The following is a 22261-nucleotide window of genomic DNA, read 5'->3' as shown; positions in this document are numbered from 1 at the left end:
CGCCGCCGGAGCCCTCCGCCGTGCACTACAGTTCGACCAGAATGGAGGTGGCGCGTCGGTGCTGTACTGGGTCCTCAAGAGGATCATCGTGGGTCCCCTGCTGCGGGTCTTCTTCCGTCCGTGGGTCGAGGGGATCGAGCACGTCCCGGACGAGGGTGGCGCGATCTTCGCGAGCAACCACCTGTCCTTCTCCGACTCGATCTTCCTGCCGCTCATGATCGAGCGACGCGTGACCTTCCTCGCGAAGTCCGACTACTTCACGGGCACGGGCATCAAGGGGTGGCTCACGGCGGCCTTCTTCCGCGGGGTCGGGCAGGTGCCGATCGACCGCAGTGGCGGGAAGGCGAGCGAGGCGGCGCTGCGCTCCGGCCTGCGGATCCTCGACTCCGGTGACCTGCTCGCGCTCTACCCGGAGGGCACCCGCTCACCGGACGGGCGCCTCTACCGGGGCCGCACCGGCGTGGCCCGGATGGCGCTGACGGCCGGGGTCCCGGTCATCCCCGTCGCGATGATCGACACCGAGAAGGCGCAGCCGACCGGCCAGATCATCCCCAACATCCACCAGGTGGGCGTCCGCATCGGTGCCCCGCTGGACTTCTCCCGCTACGAGGGCATGGAGGGGGACCGCTTCGTCCTGCGCTCGATCACCGACGAGGTCATGTACGAGCTGATGCGGCTCTCCGGCCAGGAGTACGTCGACACCTACGCCACGGCCGAGAAGGAGCGCCTGCTCGTGCGCGCCAAGCGCCGCGCCCGGGAGCTGCAGGAGGCTGCCATGCCCGGCCGGGCCGCTCCCGAGCTGGAGGCGGCCCTGGACCCACAGGACGACCCGAACAACCCCTGGGCCGAGGGGCAACGGGAGATCTGAGTGGACCTCCCCGTCGGTCGCGCCGACCAGAGGCACTACCACCCCTCGCCGCTCATGGACAGCGCGGCGGGCAGAGGGTTGGCGCTGTACCGTTTCGTCGCGATCGGCTACGCGGCGGCGCTCATCGCCTTCGTCCACCGCGAGCACGTCATCAGCTGGTGGCCGATCATCGCCTACGGCTTCGTCATCGTCGGCTGGTCGGTCGTGGCCCCGCTGCGGCCCCGTCCGACGCGACTGGCGATCGTCATCGAGCTGGCCATCGCGGTCACCGGCATCTTCCTGACGAACATCGTCTACGAACCGGCCGAGGTGACCGCGGGGATCTCCACGGTCCCCGGCGTGTGGGCCGGTGCCCCGGTGATGGCCGCCGCGCTGCTGTCGGGGGTCCGGGGCGGGGTCCTCGCGGCGACCGTCATCGCCACGACCAACATCATCCAGACCCAGCACGAGACCCAGCTGACCTGGCACAACATCATCCTGCTCTACCTGCTCGGTGGCCTCGTCGGGTTGGCCGTGCAGCTGGCCACGGAGAGCCAACGACGTCTCGAGCGGGCCATCGCCATCAGCGAGCGCAGCGCCGAGCGGGACCGGATCGGTCGGGAGGTGCACGACAACGTGCTGCAGGCCCTGGCCCTGATCAACCGTCGCGGTCGCCAGATGGGGGGCGAGGGCACGGCGCTCGCCGACCTCGCGGCGGACCAGGAGCGCTCGCTGCGCAGCCTGATCTCCCGGCTCTCCTCCGAGGCCCATGGGCCGCCCGAAGGGGGCGCCGGGCGCGGGGCCGACGGGCGGACCGGCGCCGGACCCGGCGGGCACGATCAGGAGGTCGACCTCGGCGACCTGCTGGGCCGGCTGCGTCGCGACGGTGTCGAGATCATCCTGCCGGCGGGGCCGGTACGCCTCTCCGAGGGCGTCGCCAGTGAGATCCGCGCGGCCGTCTCCGCGGCCCTGGACAACGTGGCGCTGCACGCCGGTGAGGGCGCGCGGGCCTGGGTGCTCGTGGACCGCACGGACGAGGCGGTCCAGGTGGTCGTGCGCGACAACGGCCGTGGGATGCCCTCGGACCGGCTCGTGCAGGCCGCGGAGGAGGGGCGTCTCGGGGCGAGCAGCTCGATCCGCGGGCGCATGCTCGACCTGGGCGGTGACGCGACGTGGCGCACCCCCGCCGGCGGGGGCACGACCGTGACGCTCACCGCCCCGGCCCGACGCGTGGCAGGCTCTCCCTCATGAGTACCGGAACCGACGGCGGCAGCGGCCTGACCGTCCTCGTCGCCGATGACCACCCGCTGTGGCGGGACGCGCTGGTGCGCGACCTGCAGGAGACGGACTTCGAGGTCGTCGGCACGGCGGCCGACGGTCCCGCCGCGGTGCGGCGCACCCGCGCGACCGTCCCCGACGTGCTCGTGCTCGACCTGAACCTGCCGGAGATGAACGGCGACGAGGTGTGTCGGGCGATCAGCGATCTGCCGACGAAGGTCCTCATCCTCTCCGCGAGCGGGGAGGAGCGTGACGTCCTCGCCGCCGTGAAGGCCGGGGCCAGCGGCTACCTCGTCAAGTCCGCCTCCCCGGAGGAGATCCGCGCTGCGGTGACCGCCACGGGGGCGGGGGAGGGGGTCTTCACACCCGGGCTGGCCGGGCTCGTCCTGGGTGAGTTCCGCGAGATGCACACCCGCTCCCGGGGCTCGGACCCGCAGCAGGACACCGCCCCGGTCCCCGAGCTGACCGAGCGGGAGACCGAGGTGCTGCGCCTCGTGGCGATGGGCATGACCGCCAAGGAGATCGCCGCCGACCTCGTCCTCTCCCACCGCACGGTGCAGAACCACGTGCAGAACATCCTCGGGAAGCTGCACCTGCACAACCGCGTGGAGCTGACCCGGTTCGCGATCAGCAGGGGCCTGGACAAGCCGGACTGAGCCGCCCGGGACGTCTGTCTGGTGGACGTCTGCAGTCTCCGAGGGACCGGCGACCTATCCTTGGGGTGTGACCACTGCACCGCCCACCTTCGACACGCCCAGCCATGCGCTCACGACCGACCTCCCGGCGGCCCAGCAGCCCTCCTGGCCGGACCGGACCGCCCTCGACGAGGTCGTGTCGACGCTGGGCAGCTGTCCGCCGCTGGTCTTCGCCGGCGAGTGCGACGAGCTGCGGGACCGGATGGCCCAGGCATCGATCGGCGAGGCCTTCGTCCTGCAGGGCGGGGACTGCGCCGAGACCTTCCAGCACGCGACCGCCGACAACATCCGCGACCGGATCAAGACCGTGCTGCAGATGTCGGCGGTGCTCACCTACGGCGCCGGCATGCCCGTGGTGAAGATGGGGCGGATGGCCGGCCAGTTCGCCAAGCCACGCAGCAAGGACACCGAGACCCGTGACGGGGTCACCCTGCCGGCCTACCGCGGGGACATGGTCAACGACTTCGAGTTCACCGCCGAGTCCCGGGAGCCGGACCCGAAGCGGTTGTTGCGCGGGTACCACACGAGCGCCTCGACCCTGAACCTCGTGCGTGCCTTCACCCAGGGCGGCTTCGCCGACCTGCGGATGGTCCACGACTGGAACGTCGGCTTCGTCTCCAACGCCGCCAACCGCCGGTACGAGGGCCTCGCCCGGGAGATCAGCAAGGCGCTGCGCTTCATGGCCGCCTGCGGGGTGGACTTCGACGCGATGACCGCGACCGAGTTCTGGTCGGCCCACGAGGCGCTGCTGCTGGACTACGAGCGGCCGATGACCCGCGTGGACTCCCGCACCGGCGACCTCTACGACACCTCCGGGCACTTCCTGTGGGTCGGCGAGCGCACCCGGCAGCTGGACCACGCCCACCTGGAGTTCGTCAGCCGGATCCGCAACCCGATCGGGATGAAGGTCTCCGACAAGGCCGACCCCGAGGAGCTGCTGCGCGTCATCGACCTGCTGGACCCGCAGCGCGAGCCCGGCCGGCTGACCTTCATCACGCGGATGGGGGCCGGCAAGATCCGGGAGGCGCTGCCCCCGATCATCGAGAAGGTGCGCGACTCCGGTGCGACCGTGACCTGGATCTGCGACCCGATGCACGGCAACACCTTCGAGTCGGCCTCGGGCTTCAAGACCCGGGACTTCGAGGACGTCGTGGATGAGGTGCGCGGTTTCTTCGAGGTGCACCGCAGCCTCGGCACCGTCCCCGGCGGGCTGCACATCGAGCTGACCGGCAACGACGTGACCGAGTGCCTCGGTGGCGCCGAGCGGATCCTCGACGAGGACCTCAACAAGCGTTACGAGAGCGTCTGCGACCCGCGGCTGAACCACCGGCAGAGCCTCGAGCTGGCCTTCCTCACCGCGGAGATGCTCGCCGAGGGCTGATCCTCACACGACGAGGATCGTCACGGTCGAGCCCTTCTCGGCGCGTTCGCCGCCACCGGGTCGGGAGGCTCGCACCTCGTCCATCGGGGCGCCGAGGAACTTCTGGACGGTGACCTCGAAGCCGGCCGACTCCAGGGCCCGGGTGGCCTCCGCGAGGCTCATCCCCTCGACCTTCGGCACGGTGACCATCTCCGGCCCCTTGGAGACGGTGACGGTGACGGTCCCACCGCGCGGGAGCGTCCCGTCGGCCGGCGACTGGTCGGTGATCGCCCCCTTCGGCACGTCGGAGGAGTAGGCGTCCGCGCTGCGGTCGACCTCGAAGCCGGCCTCCTCGAGGGTGGTCGTGGCCGCTGCCAGCCTCTCGCCGGTCACCGAGGGCACGTCGACGGGCTCGGGACCCTTGGAGAGGACGAGGTCGATGCCGGAGTCGCGCTTCAGCTCGGTACCCGCGTCCGGTTCCGTCGCGACGACCCTGCCCTTGCGGACGGTCTCGTCGTAGCGTCCGGTGGTCCCGTCGACCCGGAGGTGGCGCCGCTCGAGGAGGGACTCGGCGCGCTGGCGCGACGTGCCCGCGAGGTCCGGCACCGCGTACCGCTCCGGGCCGCGGGAGAAGACGACGGTCAGCTCGTCGCCCCGGCCGACCTCGGTGCGCGCCGGCGGGCTCGAGGTGATCACCCGCCCCTTGGGGACGTCCTCGTCGTAGGCCCGCTTCGCCTCGAGTCCCAGGTCGTGCTCCCGGAGGGTCTGCTCCGCCTGCTGGCGGGTCTGGCCGGCGGTGTCCGGGACGGTGACGTCGCCGCCCGGCCCTGCGGTGGCGTACCACCAGTACCCGGCGCCGAGGACGAGCAGCAGTGCCAGCAGCAGTGCGACCAGCCGGCCCCGCGAGGACGAGGCCGGAGGGAGCGTGCCCCCGGTGGCACCGGGGTGCGCCGGTGCGGTGAGTGAGCGGGTCGGGGCCGGGCGCGCGTGGGCGACCGTGGCGGCGTTGCCGGGCGCGGCGGCACCCGCGGGGTGTGGGGCCCCGGCGGGTCGGCGGTCCAGCTGGGCGGGCGTGAGCGCCCGGCGCACCGCACGGACCTCCGCGAGGTACTCGCCGGCGTCGCGGGGACGCTGGTCCGGGTCGCGGTGGGTGGCCACGGCCACGAGGTGGTCCAGCTCCGGCGGCAGGCCGGGCACCCGCTCCGAGGGGGCCGGGATGTCCGCGTGCACGTGCTGGAAGGCGATGTGGATCGGCGAATCACCCTGCAGCGCACGGGTGCCGGTGAGCAGCTCGAAGAGCACCAGGCCCGCCGCGTAGACGTCGCTGCGAGCATCGGCGATGCCACGCTCGACCTGCTCGGGGGAGAGGTAGGCGACGGTGCCGTAGAGGACGCCCTCGTCGGCGGTGTGCGTCTGGGAGGTGACGGCCCGGGCCAGACCGAAGTCGGCGACCTTGACCCGGCCCTCCTCGGAGATCAGGACGTTCTCCGGCTTGACGTCCCGGTGGATGTAGCCGGCGTCGTGGGCCACCGCCAGGCCGGTCAGCACCGGCGCGAGGAGGTCGAGGGCCTCCCGCGGTGTGAGCGCCCCCTCGGTGCCGATGCGTTCCCGGAGGGTCTCACCGGCCACGTACTCCATCGCGAGGAAGATCCGGCCGTCGTCCTCGCCCTGGTCGTGCACCTGCACGACGTTGGGGTGGCTGAGGCGGGCGGCGGAGCGCGCCTCGCGCCGGAAGCGGGAGACGAAGGTCTCGTCCGCGGCCAGGTCCTCGCGCATGACCTTCAGCGCCACCTCGCGGTCCAGCCGCGTGTCGGTGGCGAGCAGGACCGTGGCCATCCCGCCGTCCGCGAGATGGCTGAGCACGCGGTACCGGCCGTCGACCAGGTGGCCGACGAGCAGGTGGGACGAGGTGGTCACTGCCACAGTCTGGACCGGCCCCCTTCGTGGGTCACATCTGGTGTCGGAGCGCCTTGACCTTCGAGACGTACTCCTTGGTGTCGTCGTACATACCGCCTCGCTGTACCGAGGCGAGGCCCTGGTAGTACCCGGCGATCGCCTCCGAGGTGTTCGATGCCTGCTCGGTGAGGGACTTGATGAGCACGACGCCGGCGGTGATGTTCTCCTCGGCGTCGAGCAGGTCCAGGTCGCGCCCGGTCATGCTGGAGGCCCACCGGCCGCTGCTGGGGATCAGCTGCATCGTGCCCACGGCATTGGCCACCGACACCTGCCGATGATCCCAGCCGGACTCCTGGTAGGCGATGGCCAGTGCGAGGGAGGGGTCGACGCCGTGGCGCTTCGCGGTGCGCACGATGGTGTCCTTGACCTCCTGACGGGAGGGTGTGTCCCGGGCGGCGAGGGTGCGCCGGTTCTCGTCCGCCGCGGCGACGGTCTCGTCGGAGTAGTCCCGTCCCGCGAAGGTGTTGTGGTCGTACTCCGCCGGCCGGTCCCGGGCGACCTTGAGCTCCTGCCCCGGCCGGATGACCGTCCCGGGGGTGAGCGAGTTGGTCTTGGCCAGCCGGGTCGGGCTCATGCCGTGGCGGGCGGCGATGCCGGTGAGGGTCTCGCCCGCGCGCACGGTGTGGGTGTCGGTCGCCGGGGAGCGGTGGGTCGCCCGCTTCGCGGGGCGGTGGGCGGTGCCGTGGACGCGGAGCTTCTGCCCGGTGCGGATGGGGTCCTGCCCGAGCCCGTTGAGGCTCCGCAGGCGGTCCACACCCATGTCGTGGCGGGCGGCGATGCCGGTGAGGGTGTCGCCGGTGCGCACCGTGTAGCTGCGGGTCGGGCCGGAGCGGGCCGGCGTGGAGCGGGAGGCCTGGGCCTGGGTCCCGGCGTGGGACTCCCGGGGCGGGATGCGCAGCTGCTGGCCGGGGTGGATGTAGGCGCTCGAGGAGAGGTTGTTGCGCTCGAGGAGCCGGCCGACGTCGACCCGGTAGCGGGTGGCGATGGCGGTGGCGGTCTCGCCGACGCGCACGGTGTGCTCCGCGGAGCCGTTCCGGGCGGTCGCGGGCGCGGTCACCGTCGTCTCGACCGTGGGGGCCTCGGCGGGCGTCGCGGGGGTGGTGACGAGCAGTGGCAGGACCAAGCGGGCCTCCAGGGGTCGGGGCGGCGAAGGGGCCACCCGGCACGGGCGGGATGAGTGGTGCTGGCGTTGCCTGTGTGACGAAACGACATTCGTGTGCTTTGTGTGATCGACGGTAGCGAAGATCCGACCGGATCCGTCGGACCCTCGGTCGGCAGGGGCGCGCTCGACCGGACCCGGCGAGGCGGGCGTGCCCCGTCACTGCGGGCCCGCGGACCTGAGAGACTGACCGGCGTGCAACAGAGCGACACGCCGAAACCCGATGAGTGGCTGACCGTGCCCGACCTCGCCGAGCGGCTGGGGGTGCGGATCGGCGACGTGCGCCGGATGCTCGAGGAGCGTCAGCTGGTCGCGGTCCGACGCGGCGAGCGGAACGTGCTCTCGGTGCCCGCCGCCTTCCTCGACGAGGAGGGCCCGCTGCCCGCGCTCGCGGGGACCTTCACGGTCCTCGCCGACGGCGGCTTCGGCGACGAGGAGATCGTCGAGTGGATGTTCGCCGAGGACGAGCGGCTGCCCGGGGGCAGCCCGATCGGCGCGATCCGCTCCGGTGCCAAGACCGAGGTGCGCCGCCGCGCCATGGAGGAGGCCCTGTAGCCGGGCACCGCTGCGGAGAGCGGCGGCCCCCTTCGCCTCAGGTGCTGCGCGCGGTGGTCCGGTCGATGAGCTCGGCGAGGACCTCGCGGGGCTCGTCCGGGACCCCCTCCGCCTCGGCCAGCGCCTGTCGGGCGGCTTCGGCCCCCTCGGCGATGTCGGCCTCGACCCGCTCCAGCGCGCCGGTGTCGACGAGCAGCCGGCGCAGCTCGAGGACCTCCTCCTGCGTCAGGTCCGGCGCCCCGAGCCGCTGCTCCAGGCGATCGGCGTCGGTCGCGGTCGCCCCGGCGAGGGTCCGTGCGATGAGCACGGTCCGCTTGCCCTCGCGCAGGTCGTCGCCGGCGGGCTTGCCGGTGACCTCGGGATCACCGAAGACGCCGAGCACGTCGTCGCGCAGCTGGAAGGCCTCACCGAGCGCGAGTCCGTAGCGGGAGAGCGCCGCCAGGTCCTGCTCGCCCGCGTCGCCGGCGGTGGCGCCGATGAGCAGCGGGTGCTCGATGGAGTACTTGGCGCTCTTGTAGCGGATGACGTGGCGGGCGCGATCGGTGCGCTCCTCGTCCCCGAGCCGGCGCCACGGCCGCATCGAGGTGACGATGTCGAGGAACTGCCCGGCCATGAGCTGTCCGCGCATCCGCTCGAAGACCGGCCGCGCGGCGGTGAGGGAGTCCGCCGGCAGTCCCGAGTCGGCGAAGAGGTCGTCGCACCAGCCCAGGCAGAGGTTGCCGGCGAGGATGGCTCCCGCGGCGCCGAATCGCTCCGGGTCGCCGTGCCAGCCGCGTGAGGTGTGGGTTCCGGCGAGCGAGCGGTGCATCGCGGGGCGCCCGCGACGGGTCTCGCTGTCATCCATGACGTCGTCGTGGATGAGCGCGGCGGCCTGGAAGAGCTCCATCGAGGCGGCGAGCGAGATCGCCCCGTCGTGGTCCTCGCGGCCGGCGGCGCGCCAGCCCCAGTAGGCGAAACCGGCCCGCAGCCGCTTGCCGCCCTCGAGGAGCTGGCGGATGGGGGTGAGCAGGTCCACGACGTCGGGGCCGATCTCGGCGAGCTCACGCTCCCAGCTGCTCAGCTGGTGATCGATGCGGACCTGGACCCGGGAGCGCAGGTCTGCTCGGTCCAAGGGGTGCGGCACGTGGGCTCCAGTGACGAAGGGTCGGTGACGGCCCGGGCGGTCCCGCACGGGCCGTCCTCAGCCTACGTCGGGAGGACTTGACGCGCTGTCGGGCCCTCGGTCTACTGTTGTTCGAACAGGCGTTCGAAAAGTGGTGAGGAAGGGAGCAGCCATGGTCCGGCTCGTCGAGGAGGACATCGAGGTGCGGGTGGCGCAGACCGCGCAGCAGCAGTGTGCAGGCGAAGGGGGACAGCCCCCGGATGCGCCGGAGCAGTTCCTCTGGCGCGGGCGGCTCTACCGGGTGACCGAGGTCGTCGACCACTGGCAGGAGCGGCGCGACTGGTGGCGCGAGGCGGCCACGCGGCCGCTGGACGAGGTGTCACTGGCCAGGCAGGTCTGGCGGGTCAGCGCCAGCCCGGGCCGTTCGGAGGTGCCCGGGGTCTACGACCTCGGGGTGGACACCGGCGCCGGACGGGATCCGGCGGCGGCCGATCGCGCCGCCCGGTGGCTGCTGCTGCGGACCCAGGACTGATGGCTGTGGTCGCGCTGCCGATGTTGGACACCCACCGGGTCGAGGCCGCCGTGGAGCTGCTCCACGCCGCCGGTGAGAGCCTGACCGCCGCTCACCTGGCGGGGAACGTGCGGGCGCGGGCCGCGGCGACCCGGCTGGCCGTCCTGCGCGCCGCGACGGCCGTGCTCGCCGTCCGCCCCGCGGCCCCCCTCCGGGGCTCCTCCGTCGCCCCGCCCACGCGGAACGTGGGGCCCGGGGAGCCGCCTCGAAGGGCCCTCGACGTGTGGTCCGCCCTGCCCCGGGTCGCGCCCGAGCTGACCGAGTGGGCGCAGTTCTTCGCCGCGGTGCTGCCCGAGGAGGGCGACCGCGGTTGGTGGCCGAGCGTGCGCGAGGCCGACGACCTGCTGCGGCAGGGGGAGGAGTTCGCCACGGTCGTGGCGGGGCAGCTCGGGCTGCCGCCGGTGCCGGTCACCGGTGCCCTGACCTCGTTGGGCCCTGCGAGCGGAGGAACGAGACGGTGAGCTTCGCCCATCTGCACGTCGCGTCGGGCTTCTCGCTGCGGCACGGCACGAGCACCCCGGAGGACCTGGTCGCCCGGGCTGTCGAGCTCGGCCAGCCGGCGCTGGCGCTGACCGACCGGGACGGCCTCTACGGGGCGGTCCGCTTCGCACGGGCCGCGGGCGAGGCCGGCATCGCCCCCGTCCTCGGGGTGGACCTGGCCGTCGGCCCCGGTGCGGGCGCAGGTGTGCCGGCACCGCGACGGCGCACCCCCGTGCGAGGGGGCGCCGACGTCGACCCGCGGCACCCACGGGTCACGGTGCTGGCCCGCGGCGGCGGCGCGGGGGTGCCGCACGGGCTCGGGTGGGCCCGGCTGTGCCGCCTCGTGAGCGAGGTGCACCTGACGGGGGAGCGGGACGACCCGGTCGCCGACGCGTCGATGATCGCCCGGCACGCCGCCCCGGCCGTGCCCGGTGAGGCGGCCCCCCTTCGGGTCCTGCTCGGCCCGGCCTCCGACGTCGGGGCCGCGCTGCTCGCCCGCCGACCGGACCTGGCGCGGGAGCGGCTGGCGGCCTGGCACCGGCTGCTGCCGCCGGATGCGGTGACCATCGAGGTCGTCGACCACGGGGGGCCACCCGGTACCCCCGCGTCCACCGGGCACGCCATGCACCTGCTGGGTCTGGCCGACGAGACGGGCACGCCGGCGGTGCTGACCGCGGCGACCCGGCACCTGCACCCGCAGGACGCGGTCGTCGCCGACCTCCTCGACGCCACCCGCCGGCTCGTGGTCCTCGACGCCCGCCACCTGGACCGGACGACCGACGCCGGCCACCTTGCCGACGACCGGGCGATGGCGGTCACCGCCCACCGGGTGGCCGCCGCGCTCGGCGGCGGCGTCGGGATGCTCGCCGGACTCGGCCCCCGGCAGCGGGCCGAACGGCTGCTGGAGGAGACCACCCGGGTGGCCCTGGAGTGCGCCCAGGGGGAACGCACCGACCTGGGCATCGGGCGGGTCCATCTGCCCGAGGCGCGCCTGCTCGGCCTGGCACCCGACGAGGACCCGCAGACGGTGCTCGCGCAGCGGTGCCGGGCCGCGGTCGGTCGGCGCTATCCGGGCGCCTCCCCGTCGCTGCTGCGGCGGGTCGAGGGCCGGCTCGAGGACGAGCTGGACGTCATCGCCGCGCTGGGGTACCCGACCTACTTCCTCACCGTCGCCGAGGTCGTCGACCTCATCGTCGACGCGGGGGTGCGGGTGGCCGCCCGCGGCTCCGGCGCCGGCAGCCTCGTCAACCACCTGCTCGGGATCAGCGCGATCGACCCGATCCGCCACGACCTGCTCATGGAGCGCTTCTGCTCGCCGCTGCGGGCCGAGCTGCCGGACATCGACATCGACGTCGAGTCCGCCCGGCGCACCGAGATGTACGACCGCATCCTCGAGCGCTTCGGGCGCGATCGGGTCACCTGCGTCTCGATGATGGACACCTACAAGGCGCGACACGCGATCCGCGACGTCGGTGCCGCGCTCGGCATGCCTCCGGCCGAGGTCGACCGGGTCGCCAAGGCATTCCCGCACATCCGGGCCCGGGACGTGCGCAGCGCGCTCGCCGAGCTGCCCGAGCTGCGCACCCGGGGGGTGGGGGACGGCGGGCCGGGGTTGGGGACCCTGCTGGACCTCGTCGAGCGCCTCGACGGGCTGCCCCGGCACATCGCGATGCACCCGTGCGGGGTGGTGATCTCCGACGGTGGCCTGCTGGACCGGACCCCGGTGGAGTCCAGCTGGATGGGCTACCCGATGAGCCAGTTCGACAAGGACGACGTCGAGGCGCTCGGGCTGCTCAAGCTGGACGTGCTCGGCATCCGGATGCAGTCGGCGATGGCCCACGCGACCGACGAGATCGAGCGGGTGGAGGGGGAGCGGATCGACCTCGACGACCGCGCCCGGGTGCCCCTCGACGACGCGTCGACCTACGCGATGATCCGGACCACGCACACCCTGGGCTGCTTCCAGATCGAGAGCCCGGGGCAGCGCGAGCTCGTCGGCAAGCTGGGGCCGACGACCTTCGAGGACCTGGTCATCGACATCTCGCTCTTCCGTCCCGGGCCGGTGAAGTCGGACATGATCCGGCCCTTCCTCGAGGCGCGGCACGGGTGGGCCCGCCCGCGCTTCCTCCACGACCGGCTCGTCCCGACGCTCGCCGAGACCGAGGGGGTGGTCGTCTTCCACGAGCAGATGCTGCGGATCATCGCCGAGACGTCCGGGGTGGACCTCGCCCGGGCGGACGAGGTGCGCCGGACGATGGGTACTCCGGACGGGCAGGCGCGGATCGAGGCGTGGTGGCGTCCGGCCGCCGCGGCCCGGGGGTACCCGCCCGCGGACGTGGACCGGATCTGGGAGGTGCTGGCCGCCTTCGCCTCCTTCGGCTTCTGCAAGGCGCACGCGGCGGCCTTCGCCATGCCGACCTACCAGTCCGCCTGGCTGAAGACCCACCACCCGGCCGCCTTCCTCGCCGGGGTGCTCACCCACGACCCGGGGATGTACCCCAAACGGCTGCTGCTGGAGGAGGCCCGCTCCCTGGGCGTCGCCGTGCTCGGCGTCGACGTCAACGCGAGCACGGGGGAGTACCGCGTCGAGCGGGTCGGCGTCCCCGGCCGGCCGCCGGAGGACCCGGACCTGCCGGACGGCTCCGGGTACGGCATCCGGCTCTCCCTCGCCGACGTCAAGGGGATGAGCGAGGGGGAGATCGAGCGGGTGGTCGCAGGCGCGCCCTACGAGTCGCTCGCCGACTTCTGGCAGCGGGCCCGGGTCAGCCGTCCCGTCGTCGAACGGCTGGTGCTGGTGGGGGCCTTCGACTCGATCCACGGCACCGGCGCCGGCGCCGCGGTGCCCGGTGTGGGTCACCGCGGCCGGCTGACCCGGCGGGACCTGCTGCTGCACGTGGCCGAGCTGGACCGGTGGAGCCGGGCGAGCGGGCCCGGGCGGGGGCGCTCGCGCCGGAGGGAGCCGCCGCCGGCATGGGCGGCGGACGGGCCGGGGGCCCACCAGGTGCGCACGCAGGCCGTGGCACCCGTCGCCAGCCAGCTGACCCTCGACCTCGGGGACGAGCCCCAGCTGGGCGAGGCGGCGGGCCTGCCCGAGATGAGCGTCTCGGACCAGGTGGGGGCGGAGCTGGAGATCCTCGGGCTGGACGCCTCCCGGCACGTCATGGGCTTCTACGCGCCGATGCTGCAGGCGCTCGGGGTGACCCGCAGCGCCGACCTGCTCTCGGTGCGCAGCAACACCGAGGTGCTCACCGCCGGGGTCAAGGCCGCCACCCAGACCCCACCGGTCCGCTCCGGGCGGCGGGTGGTCTTCCTCACCGTCGACGACGGGAGCGGGCCGGTGGACGCGACCTTCTTCGAGGACGCGCAGGGGCCCTACGCGGCGACGATCTTCCACTCCTGGCTGGTGCTCGTGCGCGGCACGGTGCGTCGGACCGGCGACCGGGGGCTCTCGCTGCTCGGCTCCGGGGCGTGGGAGCTCTCCGGCCTCTGGGACGCCTGGCAGTCCGGGGGTATCGAGGCGGTGCACGCCGCCTTCGCCGAGGCCGACGACCTCGCCCGTACCCGGGACGCAGCACACCGACAGCCCGAGGGGCACCGGGTGCTGGTGCACGCCTCCGGGTTCCGGCAGTCCCCCTTCGCCGACACCCGCCCCGCCGGCACCGGCGTGCAGCCGCCGCGCAAGCTGTGGCACGCCTCGCCCGGCAGCTCCGGCCACTGAGGTTCGCCCCATGAGTCACCCGATTCTCGGGTCACCCGAGAAACTGCCCCTTGGCAAGAGTTTGAAACTCCTGCGAAGGGGGTGAAAGTCCTGCAGAGCACTCGGCAGCCGGGGCAGCAGAGCCCCCTTCGTCCCCTCCTGCGGGGGCGAACGTGCTGGGATGGCAGACATGGATGAGTCCGCACTCGCCACCGTCCTCGAGCTCGAACGCGAGCTGCAGTCCCCGGCCACCCGGGCCGACGAGCACCGGCTGCGCCAGCTGCTCGCGCCGGACTTCCTCGAGGTCGGGGCCTCCGGCCGGCAGTGGGACCGCGAGACGACCCTCGCCCTGCTGCGCGAGCAGTCCGAGGACGAGGAGACCCCGCCAATCGGGATCCACGACCTGCGCGGTCGCATCCTCACGCCGGGCGTTGTGCAGGTCTCGTGGGACTCCAGCACGGGGGCCCTCCGAGCGCGACGCACCTCGATCTGGTGCGAGCGAGGCTCGGGCTGGCAGCAGGTCCACCACCAGGGGACCCCGATCCCATGATGCCCACGAGACTGCCGCGGATCCTTCGGCCTCCGGCCCTGCTGCGTCCTTTCGCGGACATCGACGCCGATCTGGTCCGATCCATCGCCGATGACCCGCTCATCCCGCTCATCACCACGGTCCCGACGAGCGGTACCCGGGGTGACGCGCTGTCCTACATCGAGCGACAGCACGCACGACTGCGCGACGGACAGGGCTACTCCTTCGTGATCGCCGACGCCGTGCAGGGACATGCCGTGGGGCAGATCGGGCTGTGGACACGTGACATCAACGCCGGACGTGCCTCCACCGGCTACTGGGTCGCCCCGCAGTTCCGTCGTCGAGGCTACCTCCGCGCAGCACTTGCGGGCCTGACGGAATGGGCGCTCACCCACGACGAGATCAGCCGCATCGAGCTGCACGTCGAGCCATGGAACGCCGGATCGTGGCGTGCGGCCCGGGCCTGTGGCTACGAGCGCGAAGGGAGGCTGCGCTCCTGGGAGCAGGTCGGCGAGGAACGCAAGGACATGGACGTGTGGAGCGTCGTCAGCCACCCCTCCGAACGATTCGAGGTCCCAGGGGGCGAATAGCCGAGCGCCGCAACCTCGACCCACGTGTGGGGCCGATGCCGGGAGCCGTCGTCAGCGGCGACCACTAGGCTGGAGCGGGTCCGCCGGGCAGGGCGGGCCCGCGGCCAGCAGCACCCCACAGGACCAGGAGCAGGCGTGAACGAGGAGTACGGATGGCGACGCGGCGACGGGGTGGCGGACAACGTGCGCACCGCGGCCGTGTGGTCCCAGGTCCGTGAGCTCGGCGAGTCCCGGCAGCAGGAGCTCTCCCGGCCGCTGCGGGTCCTCGACCTCGGCGGGGGCACCGGCGGCCTGGCCGTCGCCCTGGCCGAACGCGGACACACCGTCACCGTCGTCGACCCCAGCCCGGACGCCCTGGCATCCCTCGGCCTGCGCGCCGAGCAGTCCAGCGCCGCCGAGCGGGTCACCGCGGTCCAGGGGGACGAGGACGACCTGGCCGACATCGCCGCCCCCGGTTCGATCGACCTGCTGTGCTGCCACGGCACCCTCGAGTACGTCGAGGACCCCGCCGCCACCCTCGTTCGGATGGCAGAGGTCCTCGCTCCCGGGGGCCACCTCTCCCTGCTCGTCGCCCAACGAGTCGCTGCGGTCCTGGCCCGCGCCATCGCGGGGCAGTTCGAGCAGGCGCGGGCGGCCCTGACGAGCGCGGACGGGCGCTGGGGCGAGGAGGACCCGATGCCGCGACGCTTCGACCGCGCCGAGCTGCGCGAGATGCTCGGCCGGGCAGGATTCACCACCCTCGACGCCCGCGGCGTGCGCATCTTCAGCGACCTGGTGCCGGGCACCTATCTCGACACCGACGCCGAGCGCACCGCCCTGCTCGAGCTGGAGGAGCTGGCCTCCACCGACGAGGGCGACACCGGGCTGGCGCGGCTCGGTGGTGCCGTGCACGTCGTGGCGCGCCGGGACTGAGCGAGCGGGAGCGCAGATGAGCCGGCGCCAGTTCCGGCCGCCGCCGCGGGCGGGTGACGGGCCCCCGGACGACACCGGGTGCACGGTCCTGCACGTCGACATGGACGCCTTCTACGCCTCGGCGTCGCTGCTCTCCCGTCCCGAGCTCGTCGGCACGCCCGTCATCATCGGTGGTGGCAACCGCGGGGTCGTGCTCTCCGCGACCTACGAGGCGCGCGCCTTCGGGGTCAGCTCGGCCATGCCGATGGGCCGGGCCACCCGGCTGTGCCCGCAGGCGACCATCATCGCGCCCGACCACGACCGCTACGCGCGCATCTCGAAGGCGGTGATGGCCACCTTCGCCGACATCACCCCCTTCGTGGAGCCACTGAGCCTCGACGAGGCCTTCCTCGACGTCGCCGGCGCGGTGCGGCTCATGGGCAGCCCCGCGACGATCGCCGGCCGCATCCGCGACACGATCGCCGACGAGCAGGGCATCACCTGCTCCGTGGGGGTGGCCGGCAGCAAGTTCGTCGCCAAGCTCGCCTCCGCGCTGGCCAAACCCGACGGGATGCTCGTCGTCCCGGAGTCCGAGGTCGTGACCTTCGTCCAGCAGCTGCCCGTCGCGGCGCTGTGGGGGGTCGGGGACCGGACGGAGGAGCAGCTCGCCCGCCTGGGGCTGCGCACGGTCGCCGACATCGCCCACACCCCCCGGCAGACGCTGGTGCGCGCCCTCGGCGAGGCGACCGGAACCCACCTGCACGACCTGGCCTGGGGGCGTGACCCGCGCAGCGTGGAGCCGATCCGCAAGGAGCGCAGCATCGGCAACGAGCGCACCTACGAGCACGACGTCGACGACCCGGACGTCGTCCACCGCACGATCCTCGGCCTCGCCGGCACCACCGCGGCCCGGTTGCGGGCCGCCGGCCTCGTCGGCCGGACGGTGAGCATCAAGGTCCGATTCGCCGACTTCACGACGATCACCCGTTCGAAGACCCTTCGGGACCCCACCGACGTCACCCGCGAGGTCGCCGCCGTCGCGCGCGGCCTCTATGACGCCCTCGGCCTGCAGCGGGCCAGGGTGCGCCTCGTCGGGGTGCGGGTCGAGGGGCTGAGCGAGGCCGCGGCCACACCGGTGCAGGCCACGCTCGATGAGCCCGAGCACGGGTGGCGCGAGGCGGATCGTGCAATCGACCGCGCCAGGGCCCGATTCGGGACCGGCAGCGTGGGTATGGCCAGCCTGCTGGCCGACCGCGAGCGGCGTGGGAGGCGTCCACCTACCGAAGGAGAGGGGCACGACATAGAATGAGAGGACCACGGCGGGAAGCGTCCGTCGTGGGGTTCGGCGGACGAACACCTCGTCCACTGGTCAGGCGAGTAGGAGGTCACCGTGGCGCTGTCAGAGCGTGAGCGGCAGATGCTCGAGGAGATGGAAGAGGCCATCCGGGCCGAGGACCCCCGCTTTGCCTCGCAGATGAACGGCACCCGAGGCCACATGGGCGCCAACCGCAAGAAGATCGTCATCGGCGTCGTGGGCGCACTCGTGGGGCTCGGCCTCGTCCTGCTCGGGGTCAACACCAGCATCTGGGTGGGTGTCGCCGGCTTCGTCATCATCGTGGCCGCGGTCGCGTACGCGGCCACCCCCGGCCAGGCCGGCCTGAAGGTCGTCGCGGAGGACGGCAGCATCCAGCAGCCCGGCGGCCACGGCTCGCGGACGAAGGGGGCCTCCCGCGCCCCGAAGGGCCGGTCCCGGAAGACCCCGAACCACGGCAGCTTCATGCAGCGCATGGAGCAGCGGTGGGAGGAGCGTCGTCGGCAGGGCTACTGAGCCGGCCGCCCACGCGCCCCACTGACATGACGGCGGCGGGGGTCCTCAGTGGAGCAGGATCCCGCCGATCCACACCACGGCGATGACGAATGCCGTGGAGAGCTCGATGCCCATGCTGTGCAGCACGCCCCGCACGGCGGACTTGGTCATCTCCCACGCGCGCACACGGTCCCGGTAGCGCAGCAGCTCGACCGCGAAGATCCCCAGGACGAAGCCCACGGGCGCCCCGAGGAGCGGGATGACGAAGAAGCCCACGACGGCGGCCACGAGCCCGAGCAACAGCGTCGACGTGCTCACCCCGGCTCGCTTCATGCGCCGCCCCGGGACGAGGTACTGCAGGGTCAGCCCGCACAGGTAGAGCGCGAGCACCACGCCGAAGGTCCCCCAGGCGAGCGGCCCCGAGGTCCCGGCCGCCCAGAGCAGCACCGCCGCCACGCACACGAGCAGGCCGGGCAGCACCGGGAAGATGATCCCGAAGACCCCGACGAGATAGAGCAGCGCCGCGAAGACGAGGACGACCGAGGTCGGATCGGGTCCGGCCTCGGTCGTCAGGGTCAGCACGGCTGGTGCGGCGGCGGATCAGCGCTCGTCGACGGGCGCGGACGCGGGGGTCTCGTCGTGGAGCTGGTCGCTCTGGTCCTCGATCTCTGCCAGGCCCTTCAGTGCCGGGATGTGCTCACGGCCGTGGTGGGCGCAGAACAGGAGCTCCCCACCGGCGTGGAGACGAGCACGCACGTAGGCCTTGGCTCCGCAGCGGTCGCAGCGGTCGGCTGCGGTCAGGGGGGTGGCCAAAGTCGCGTTCACGGTTGCCTCTTTTCCTCCGTGGTTCGTGGACGTCCGGGACAACAGTCAAACACGTCGTGAACTTCCCTCGGTGCATGGTCTCGCGCGAGTCGTGACCGAGGACACAATGCGCTCCCTTCGCGACACCACCGCCGGGTCCGCCTCCCGGGCGCCCCCGGGAGCGCGGACTACCCTGCGAGTGACCACCAGCAGTCAGCCCACGGATAGGAACCGGTCACCGACGTGTCCCCTGCCACAGCCAAGAAGGCGGCCAGCACCAAGTCCGCCAAGGACTACACCGCGCACCACCTGCAGGTGCTCGAGGGGCTGGAGGCCGTGCGCAAGCGACCCGGCATGTACATCGGGTCCACCGATCGCCGCGGCCTCATGCACTGCATGTGGGAGATCATCGACAACTCGGTCGACGAGGCGCTCGGTGGCCACGCGACCCGCATCGAGGTGCTCCTGCGCGCCGACGGCTCGGTCGAGGTGAGCGACGACGGACGCGGCATCCCCGTCGACATCGAGCCGCGCACCGGGCTGACCGGGGTCGAGGTGGTCTACACCAAGCTGCACGCGGGCGGGAAGTTCGGCGGCGGCTCCTACACCGCGTCCGGCGGCCTGCACGGCGTCGGCGCCTCCGTGGTCAATGCGCTGGCCTCCCGGCTGGACGTGGAGATCGACCGGGGCGGCAAGACCTACGCCATGAGCTTCCGCCGGGGAGAGCCCGGCAGCTTCTCCGACGTCGCCGGGTCGAAGGGGAGCAAGTCCCCGGAGAACGACTTCACCCCCTACGACCGGGGGAGCGAGCTGGAGGTCGTCGGGAAGGCCAAGCGCGGCGTGACCGGCACCCGGGTGCGCTACTGGGCCGACCCGCACATCTTCCTCCAGAGCGCCACGGTGGACCTGACGGCGCTGCTGGACCGGGCCCGCCAGACCTCCTTCCTCGTCCCCGGGCTGACGCTCGTCGTGCGCGACGAGCGCGGCGAGGAACCGGTCGAGGAGGTCTTCCACCACGAAGGGGGCATCAGCGAGTTCGTCGACTTCCTCACCCCGGACCAGCCGGTCACGGACGTGTGGCGGCTGCAGGGGAGCGGTACCTTCACCGAGACCGTGCCGGTCCTCGACGACGCGGGCCACATGACCCCCACCGACGTCGAGCGGGAGTGCGAGGTGGACATCGCGCTGCGCTGGGGGACCGGGTACGAGACGAGCGCCTCCTCCTTCGTCAACATCATCGCCACCCCCAAGGGCGGCACCCACGTCACCGGCTTCGAGCAGGCACTGCTGAAGGTCTTCCGCAAGCAGCTGGAGGCCAACAGCCGCAAGCTGAAGGTCGGGAACGACAAGGTGGAGAAGGACGACGTCCTCGCCGGCCTCACCTCGGTGGTCACCGTCCGGCTCGCCGAGCCCCAGTTCGAGGGGCAGACCAAGGAGGTGCTCGGCACCAACGCCGTGCGCAGCATCGTCGCCAAGGTGGTCGAGAAGGAGCTGACCGCCCGCATCACCAACCCCAAGCGCGGCGAGAAGCAGATGGCGACCCAGCTGCTGGAGAAGGTCGTCGCGGAGATGAAGTCGCGCATCTCCGCGCGGATGCACAAGGAGACCCAGCGTCGCAAGAACGCCCTGGAGACCTCGACCCTCCCGCCCAAGCTGCGCGACTGCCGCAGCAACGACGTCGACGCCACCGAGCTGTTCATCGTCGAGGGGGACTCGGCGATGGGCACCGCGAAGGAGGCCCGCAGCAGCGAGTTCCAGGCCCTGCTGCCGATCCGCGGCAAGATCCTGAACGTGCAGAAGGCCGCCGTCGGCGACATGCTCAAGAACGCCGAGTGCGCCTCGATCATCCAGGTCATCGGCGCCGGCTCGGGACGGTCCTTCGACATCGACGCCGCGCGCTACGGCAAGGTCATCATCATGACCGACGCCGACGTCGACGGCGCCCACATCCGCACCCTGCTGCTCACCCTCTTCTTCCGCTACATGCGCCCGCTCGTGGAGGCCGGCAAGGTCTACGCCGCGGTGCCCCCGCTGCACCGCATCGAGGTGATCAACCCCGGGTCGAAGAAGAACGAGCTGATCTACACCTACTCCGAGGCCGAGATGCGCAAGGCCCTGGCGAAGCTGTCCTCCAAGGGGAAGAAGGTCAAGGAGCCGATCCAGCGCTACAAGGGTCTCGGCGAGATGGACGCCGACCAGCTCGCGGAGACCACGATGGACCCCGCGCACCGCATGCTGCGGCGGGTGACCACGGCCGACATGGAGGCCGCCGAGGAGGTCTTCGAGCTGCTCATGGGCAAGCACGTCGACCCGCGGCGGGAGTTCATCGTCTCCTCCGCCGACCAGCTGGACCGGGAACGCATCGACGCCTGAGGGCCGGCCGACACCTCCACCCGAGACCCACCGGCGTGTCCGGGGCGAAACAGTTGCGTCGGGGAGTGATCCGGACCACGGTTGGTTCATGGCGCGCACGGGTGCGCCATGAATCGAGGGAGGTCCCATGACCGAGGACACGACGGATCGCGCCGCCCAGGGCTCGGGTGAGCTCAAGCGGGTCATGGGGCCCAAGCTGCTGCTCCTCTTCATCGTCGGCGACATCCTCGGTACCGGCGTCTACGCCCTGACCGGGGACGTGGCGGCCGAGGTCGGCGGGGCGGCGTGGGCTCCCTTCCTCGTCGCCTTCGTCGTCGCGGGCCTCACCGCCTTCTCCTACCTGGAGCTGGTGACGAAGTACCCGGCGGCCGGGGGTGCCGCCACCTTCGTGCACAAGGCCTTCGGCATCCATTTCCTGACGTTCCTCGTCGCCTTCGCCGTGATCTGCTCCGGCATCACCTCCGCCTCGACCGCCTCGAGTGCCTTCGCCGGGTTCCTCCGCGATGGCCTGCTGGCGGACTGGGATGCCGGCTCGACCCCGCTGCTGATCGTCGCGCTCGGCTTCATGACGCTCATCGCACTGATCAACCTGCGCGGGGTCGGGGAGAGCGTCAAGGCGAACGTGGTGCTCACGCTCGTCGAGCTCTCCGGTCTGCTGATGATCATCTTCATCGGCCTGTATGCCGTCACCCAGGGCAATGCCGACTTCTCCCGGGTCGTCGTCTTCGAGAGCCCGAGCGACAAGAACACCTTCTTCGCGGTGACGACCGCGACCGCCCTGGCCTTCTTCGCCATGATCGGCTTCGAGGACTCGGTGAACATGGCCGAGGAGACGAAGAACCCCTCCCGGGACTTCCCGCGGATGATGCTCACCGGCCTCGGCCTCGCCGCGGTCATCTACACCCTCGTCTCGATCACCGCGGTCGCGCTCGTACCCGTCGGCAAGCTCGTCGGTGGCGAGCAGTCGGCCCTGACCCAGGTCGTCGAGGTCGGGGCGCCGGGCCTTCCCTTCGACCGGATCTTCCCGTGGATCGGGATGTTCGCGGTCGCCAACACGGCGCTGATCAACATGCTCATGGCCAGCCGGCTCATCTACGGCATGGCCAAGCAGGAGGTGCTGCCCCCGGTCCTGGGCAAGGTCCACGCGGGCCGGCAGACGCCGTGGGTGGCCATCATCTTCACCACGCTGATCGCCTTCGGACTGATCAGCTACGTCAGCCTCGACAGCGAGTCGCCGATCGTGGCGCTGCTCGGCGGGACGACCGCCCTGCTGCTGCTGTGCGTCTTCGTCGTCGTCAACATCGCGGTGCTCACGCTGCGCAAGGACCGGGTCGGGCACAAGCACTTCGTGACCCCGTCCGCGTTGCCGATCCTCGGCGCCGTGACGAGCGCCTTCCTCGTCGGTCCGTGGGCCCGCAGCCCCGAGCAGCAGCAGCAGTACGAGATCGCCGGGATGCTCCTGCTGCTCGGCGTGATCCTGTGGGTGATCACCTGGTTCATCAACCGGGCGGTCTACTCCAAGCGGACCTACATGCGCGACCCGGAGCACCTCGAGGAGTGAGCCCCC

The 22261-nt window shown here is 72.3% G+C and carries 20 protein-coding genes; 15 read left to right on the top strand and 5 right to left on the bottom strand.

The window, feature by feature from the left end; genetic code table 11:
• Positions 1–58 precede the first annotated feature (58 nt).
• The 4 genes from JCO01S_RS08985 to JCO01S_RS08970 all read left to right on the top strand — a co-directional run bounded on the left by JCO01S_RS08985 (position 59) and on the right by JCO01S_RS08970 (position 4201).
• Entirely contained in the window at positions 59–868 is an 810-nt protein-coding gene (locus JCO01S_RS08985; RefSeq protein WP_084342781.1) for a lysophospholipid acyltransferase family protein, read from the top strand.
• Positions 869–2098: a MacS family sensor histidine kinase gene (macS, locus tag JCO01S_RS08980; protein ID WP_068254069.1), complete on the top strand. Its 1230-nt coding sequence runs from the start codon at positions 869–871 to the stop codon at positions 2096–2098.
• Positions 2095–2781 (top strand): response regulator, encoded by a 687-nt coding sequence (locus JCO01S_RS08975; RefSeq protein WP_068254119.1) that lies wholly within the window; start codon positions 2095–2097, stop codon positions 2779–2781. The genes macS and JCO01S_RS08975 overlap by 4 nt, the downstream gene beginning before the upstream one ends.
• A gap of 67 nt (positions 2782–2848) precedes the next feature.
• Positions 2849–4201 carry a class II 3-deoxy-7-phosphoheptulonate synthase gene (locus JCO01S_RS08970; protein WP_068254066.1) on the top strand — a complete coding sequence of 451 codons (1353 nt, stop codon included), beginning with the start codon at positions 2849–2851 and terminating at the stop codon, positions 4199–4201.
• A 3-nt stretch (positions 4202–4204) separates the two neighbouring features.
• Here JCO01S_RS08970 and pknB read toward each other — a convergent pair whose 3' ends face one another.
• Both pknB and JCO01S_RS08960 read right to left on the bottom strand, forming a co-directional pair.
• Entirely contained in the window at positions 4205–6097 is a 1893-nt protein-coding gene (gene pknB / locus JCO01S_RS08965) for a Stk1 family PASTA domain-containing Ser/Thr kinase (RefSeq protein ID WP_068254060.1), read from the bottom strand.
• Between the two features lie 31 nt (positions 6098–6128).
• Entirely contained in the window at positions 6129–7259 is a 1131-nt protein-coding gene (locus JCO01S_RS08960) for a LysM peptidoglycan-binding domain-containing protein (protein ID WP_068254057.1), read from the bottom strand.
• Positions 7260–7490: 231 nt separating this feature from the next.
• On the opposite strand from JCO01S_RS08960, the gene JCO01S_RS08955 reads away from it, so the two are divergent.
• A complete protein-coding gene (locus JCO01S_RS08955; RefSeq protein ID WP_157074536.1) occupies positions 7491–7850 on the top strand; it encodes an Rv2175c family DNA-binding protein in 360 nt (119 codons plus the stop codon).
• Positions 7851–7887: 37 nt separating this feature from the next.
• Here JCO01S_RS08955 and JCO01S_RS08950 read toward each other — a convergent pair whose 3' ends face one another.
• On the bottom strand, positions 7888–8961 hold the full coding sequence (locus JCO01S_RS08950) for a polyprenyl synthetase family protein (RefSeq protein ID WP_245634381.1): 1074 nt from the start codon (positions 8959–8961) through the stop codon (positions 7888–7890).
• Positions 8962–9124: 163 nt separating this feature from the next.
• On the opposite strand from JCO01S_RS08950, the gene JCO01S_RS08945 reads away from it, so the two are divergent.
• The 8 genes from JCO01S_RS08945 (at position 9125) to JCO01S_RS08910 (ending at position 17538) form a co-directional block, all read left to right on the top strand.
• Positions 9125–9484 carry a DUF6504 family protein gene (locus JCO01S_RS08945; protein WP_068254052.1) on the top strand — a complete coding sequence of 120 codons (360 nt, stop codon included), beginning with the start codon at positions 9125–9127 and terminating at the stop codon, positions 9482–9484.
• Entirely contained in the window at positions 9484–9984 is a 501-nt protein-coding gene (locus tag JCO01S_RS08940) for an SAV_6107 family HEPN domain-containing protein (protein WP_157074535.1), read from the top strand. The genes JCO01S_RS08945 and JCO01S_RS08940 overlap by 1 nt, the downstream gene beginning before the upstream one ends.
• Complete coding sequence (locus tag JCO01S_RS08935) at positions 9981–13721, top strand: DNA polymerase III subunit alpha (RefSeq protein WP_068254042.1); 3741 nt, start codon at positions 9981–9983, stop codon at positions 13719–13721. Before JCO01S_RS08940 ends, JCO01S_RS08935 begins: the two co-directional genes overlap by 4 nt.
• 169 nt (positions 13722–13890) lie before the next feature.
• Entirely contained in the window at positions 13891–14250 is a 360-nt protein-coding gene (locus JCO01S_RS08930; protein ID WP_157074534.1) for a nuclear transport factor 2 family protein, read from the top strand.
• Positions 14247–14819 (top strand): GNAT family N-acetyltransferase, encoded by a 573-nt coding sequence (locus JCO01S_RS08925; RefSeq protein ID WP_068254035.1) that lies wholly within the window; start codon positions 14247–14249, stop codon positions 14817–14819. The genes JCO01S_RS08930 and JCO01S_RS08925 overlap by 4 nt, the downstream gene beginning before the upstream one ends.
• Positions 14820–14954: 135 nt before the next feature.
• Positions 14955–15731, top strand: a complete 777-nt coding sequence (locus tag JCO01S_RS08920) for a methyltransferase domain-containing protein (RefSeq protein ID WP_068254030.1) — start codon at positions 14955–14957, stop codon at positions 15729–15731.
• Between the two features lie 16 nt (positions 15732–15747).
• Positions 15748–17019: a DNA polymerase IV gene (gene dinB, locus JCO01S_RS08915; RefSeq protein ID WP_068254027.1), complete on the top strand. Its 1272-nt coding sequence runs from the start codon at positions 15748–15750 to the stop codon at positions 17017–17019.
• Between the two features lie 81 nt (positions 17020–17100).
• Positions 17101–17538 carry an SCO2097 family morphological protein gene (locus JCO01S_RS08910; protein WP_068254022.1) on the top strand — a complete coding sequence of 146 codons (438 nt, stop codon included), beginning with the start codon at positions 17101–17103 and terminating at the stop codon, positions 17536–17538.
• 45 nt (positions 17539–17583) lie between these two features.
• On the opposite strand, the gene JCO01S_RS08905 is transcribed toward JCO01S_RS08910, so the two are convergent.
• Together JCO01S_RS08905 and JCO01S_RS08900 are read right to left on the bottom strand one after the other, a co-directional pair.
• Positions 17584–18099, bottom strand: coding sequence for a DUF456 domain-containing protein (locus JCO01S_RS08905; RefSeq protein WP_068254019.1), 516 nt, complete (start codon positions 18097–18099; stop codon positions 17584–17586).
• An 18-nt stretch (positions 18100–18117) separates the two neighbouring features.
• Positions 18118–18342, bottom strand: coding sequence for a DUF7455 domain-containing protein (locus JCO01S_RS08900; protein ID WP_068254015.1), 225 nt, complete (start codon positions 18340–18342; stop codon positions 18118–18120).
• A 222-nt stretch (positions 18343–18564) separates the two neighbouring features.
• On the opposite strand from JCO01S_RS08900, the gene JCO01S_RS08895 reads away from it, so the two are divergent.
• Both JCO01S_RS08895 and JCO01S_RS08890 read left to right on the top strand, forming a co-directional pair.
• Entirely contained in the window at positions 18565–20694 is a 2130-nt protein-coding gene (locus tag JCO01S_RS08895; RefSeq protein ID WP_068254012.1) for a DNA gyrase/topoisomerase IV subunit B, read from the top strand.
• Positions 20695–20821: 127 nt separating this feature from the next.
• Entirely contained in the window at positions 20822–22255 is a 1434-nt protein-coding gene (locus tag JCO01S_RS08890; protein WP_068254009.1) for an APC family permease, read from the top strand.
• Positions 22256–22261: the final 6 nt, after the last annotated feature.

It is taken from the genome of Janibacter corallicola NBRC 107790, from assembly GCF_001570965.1.
In the GTDB taxonomy this organism is placed as follows: domain Bacteria; phylum Actinomycetota; class Actinomycetes; order Actinomycetales; family Dermatophilaceae; genus Janibacter; species Janibacter corallicola.
Note: the sequence above shows the minus strand (reverse complement) of the source record. Positions and strands in the feature narration are given on the sequence as shown.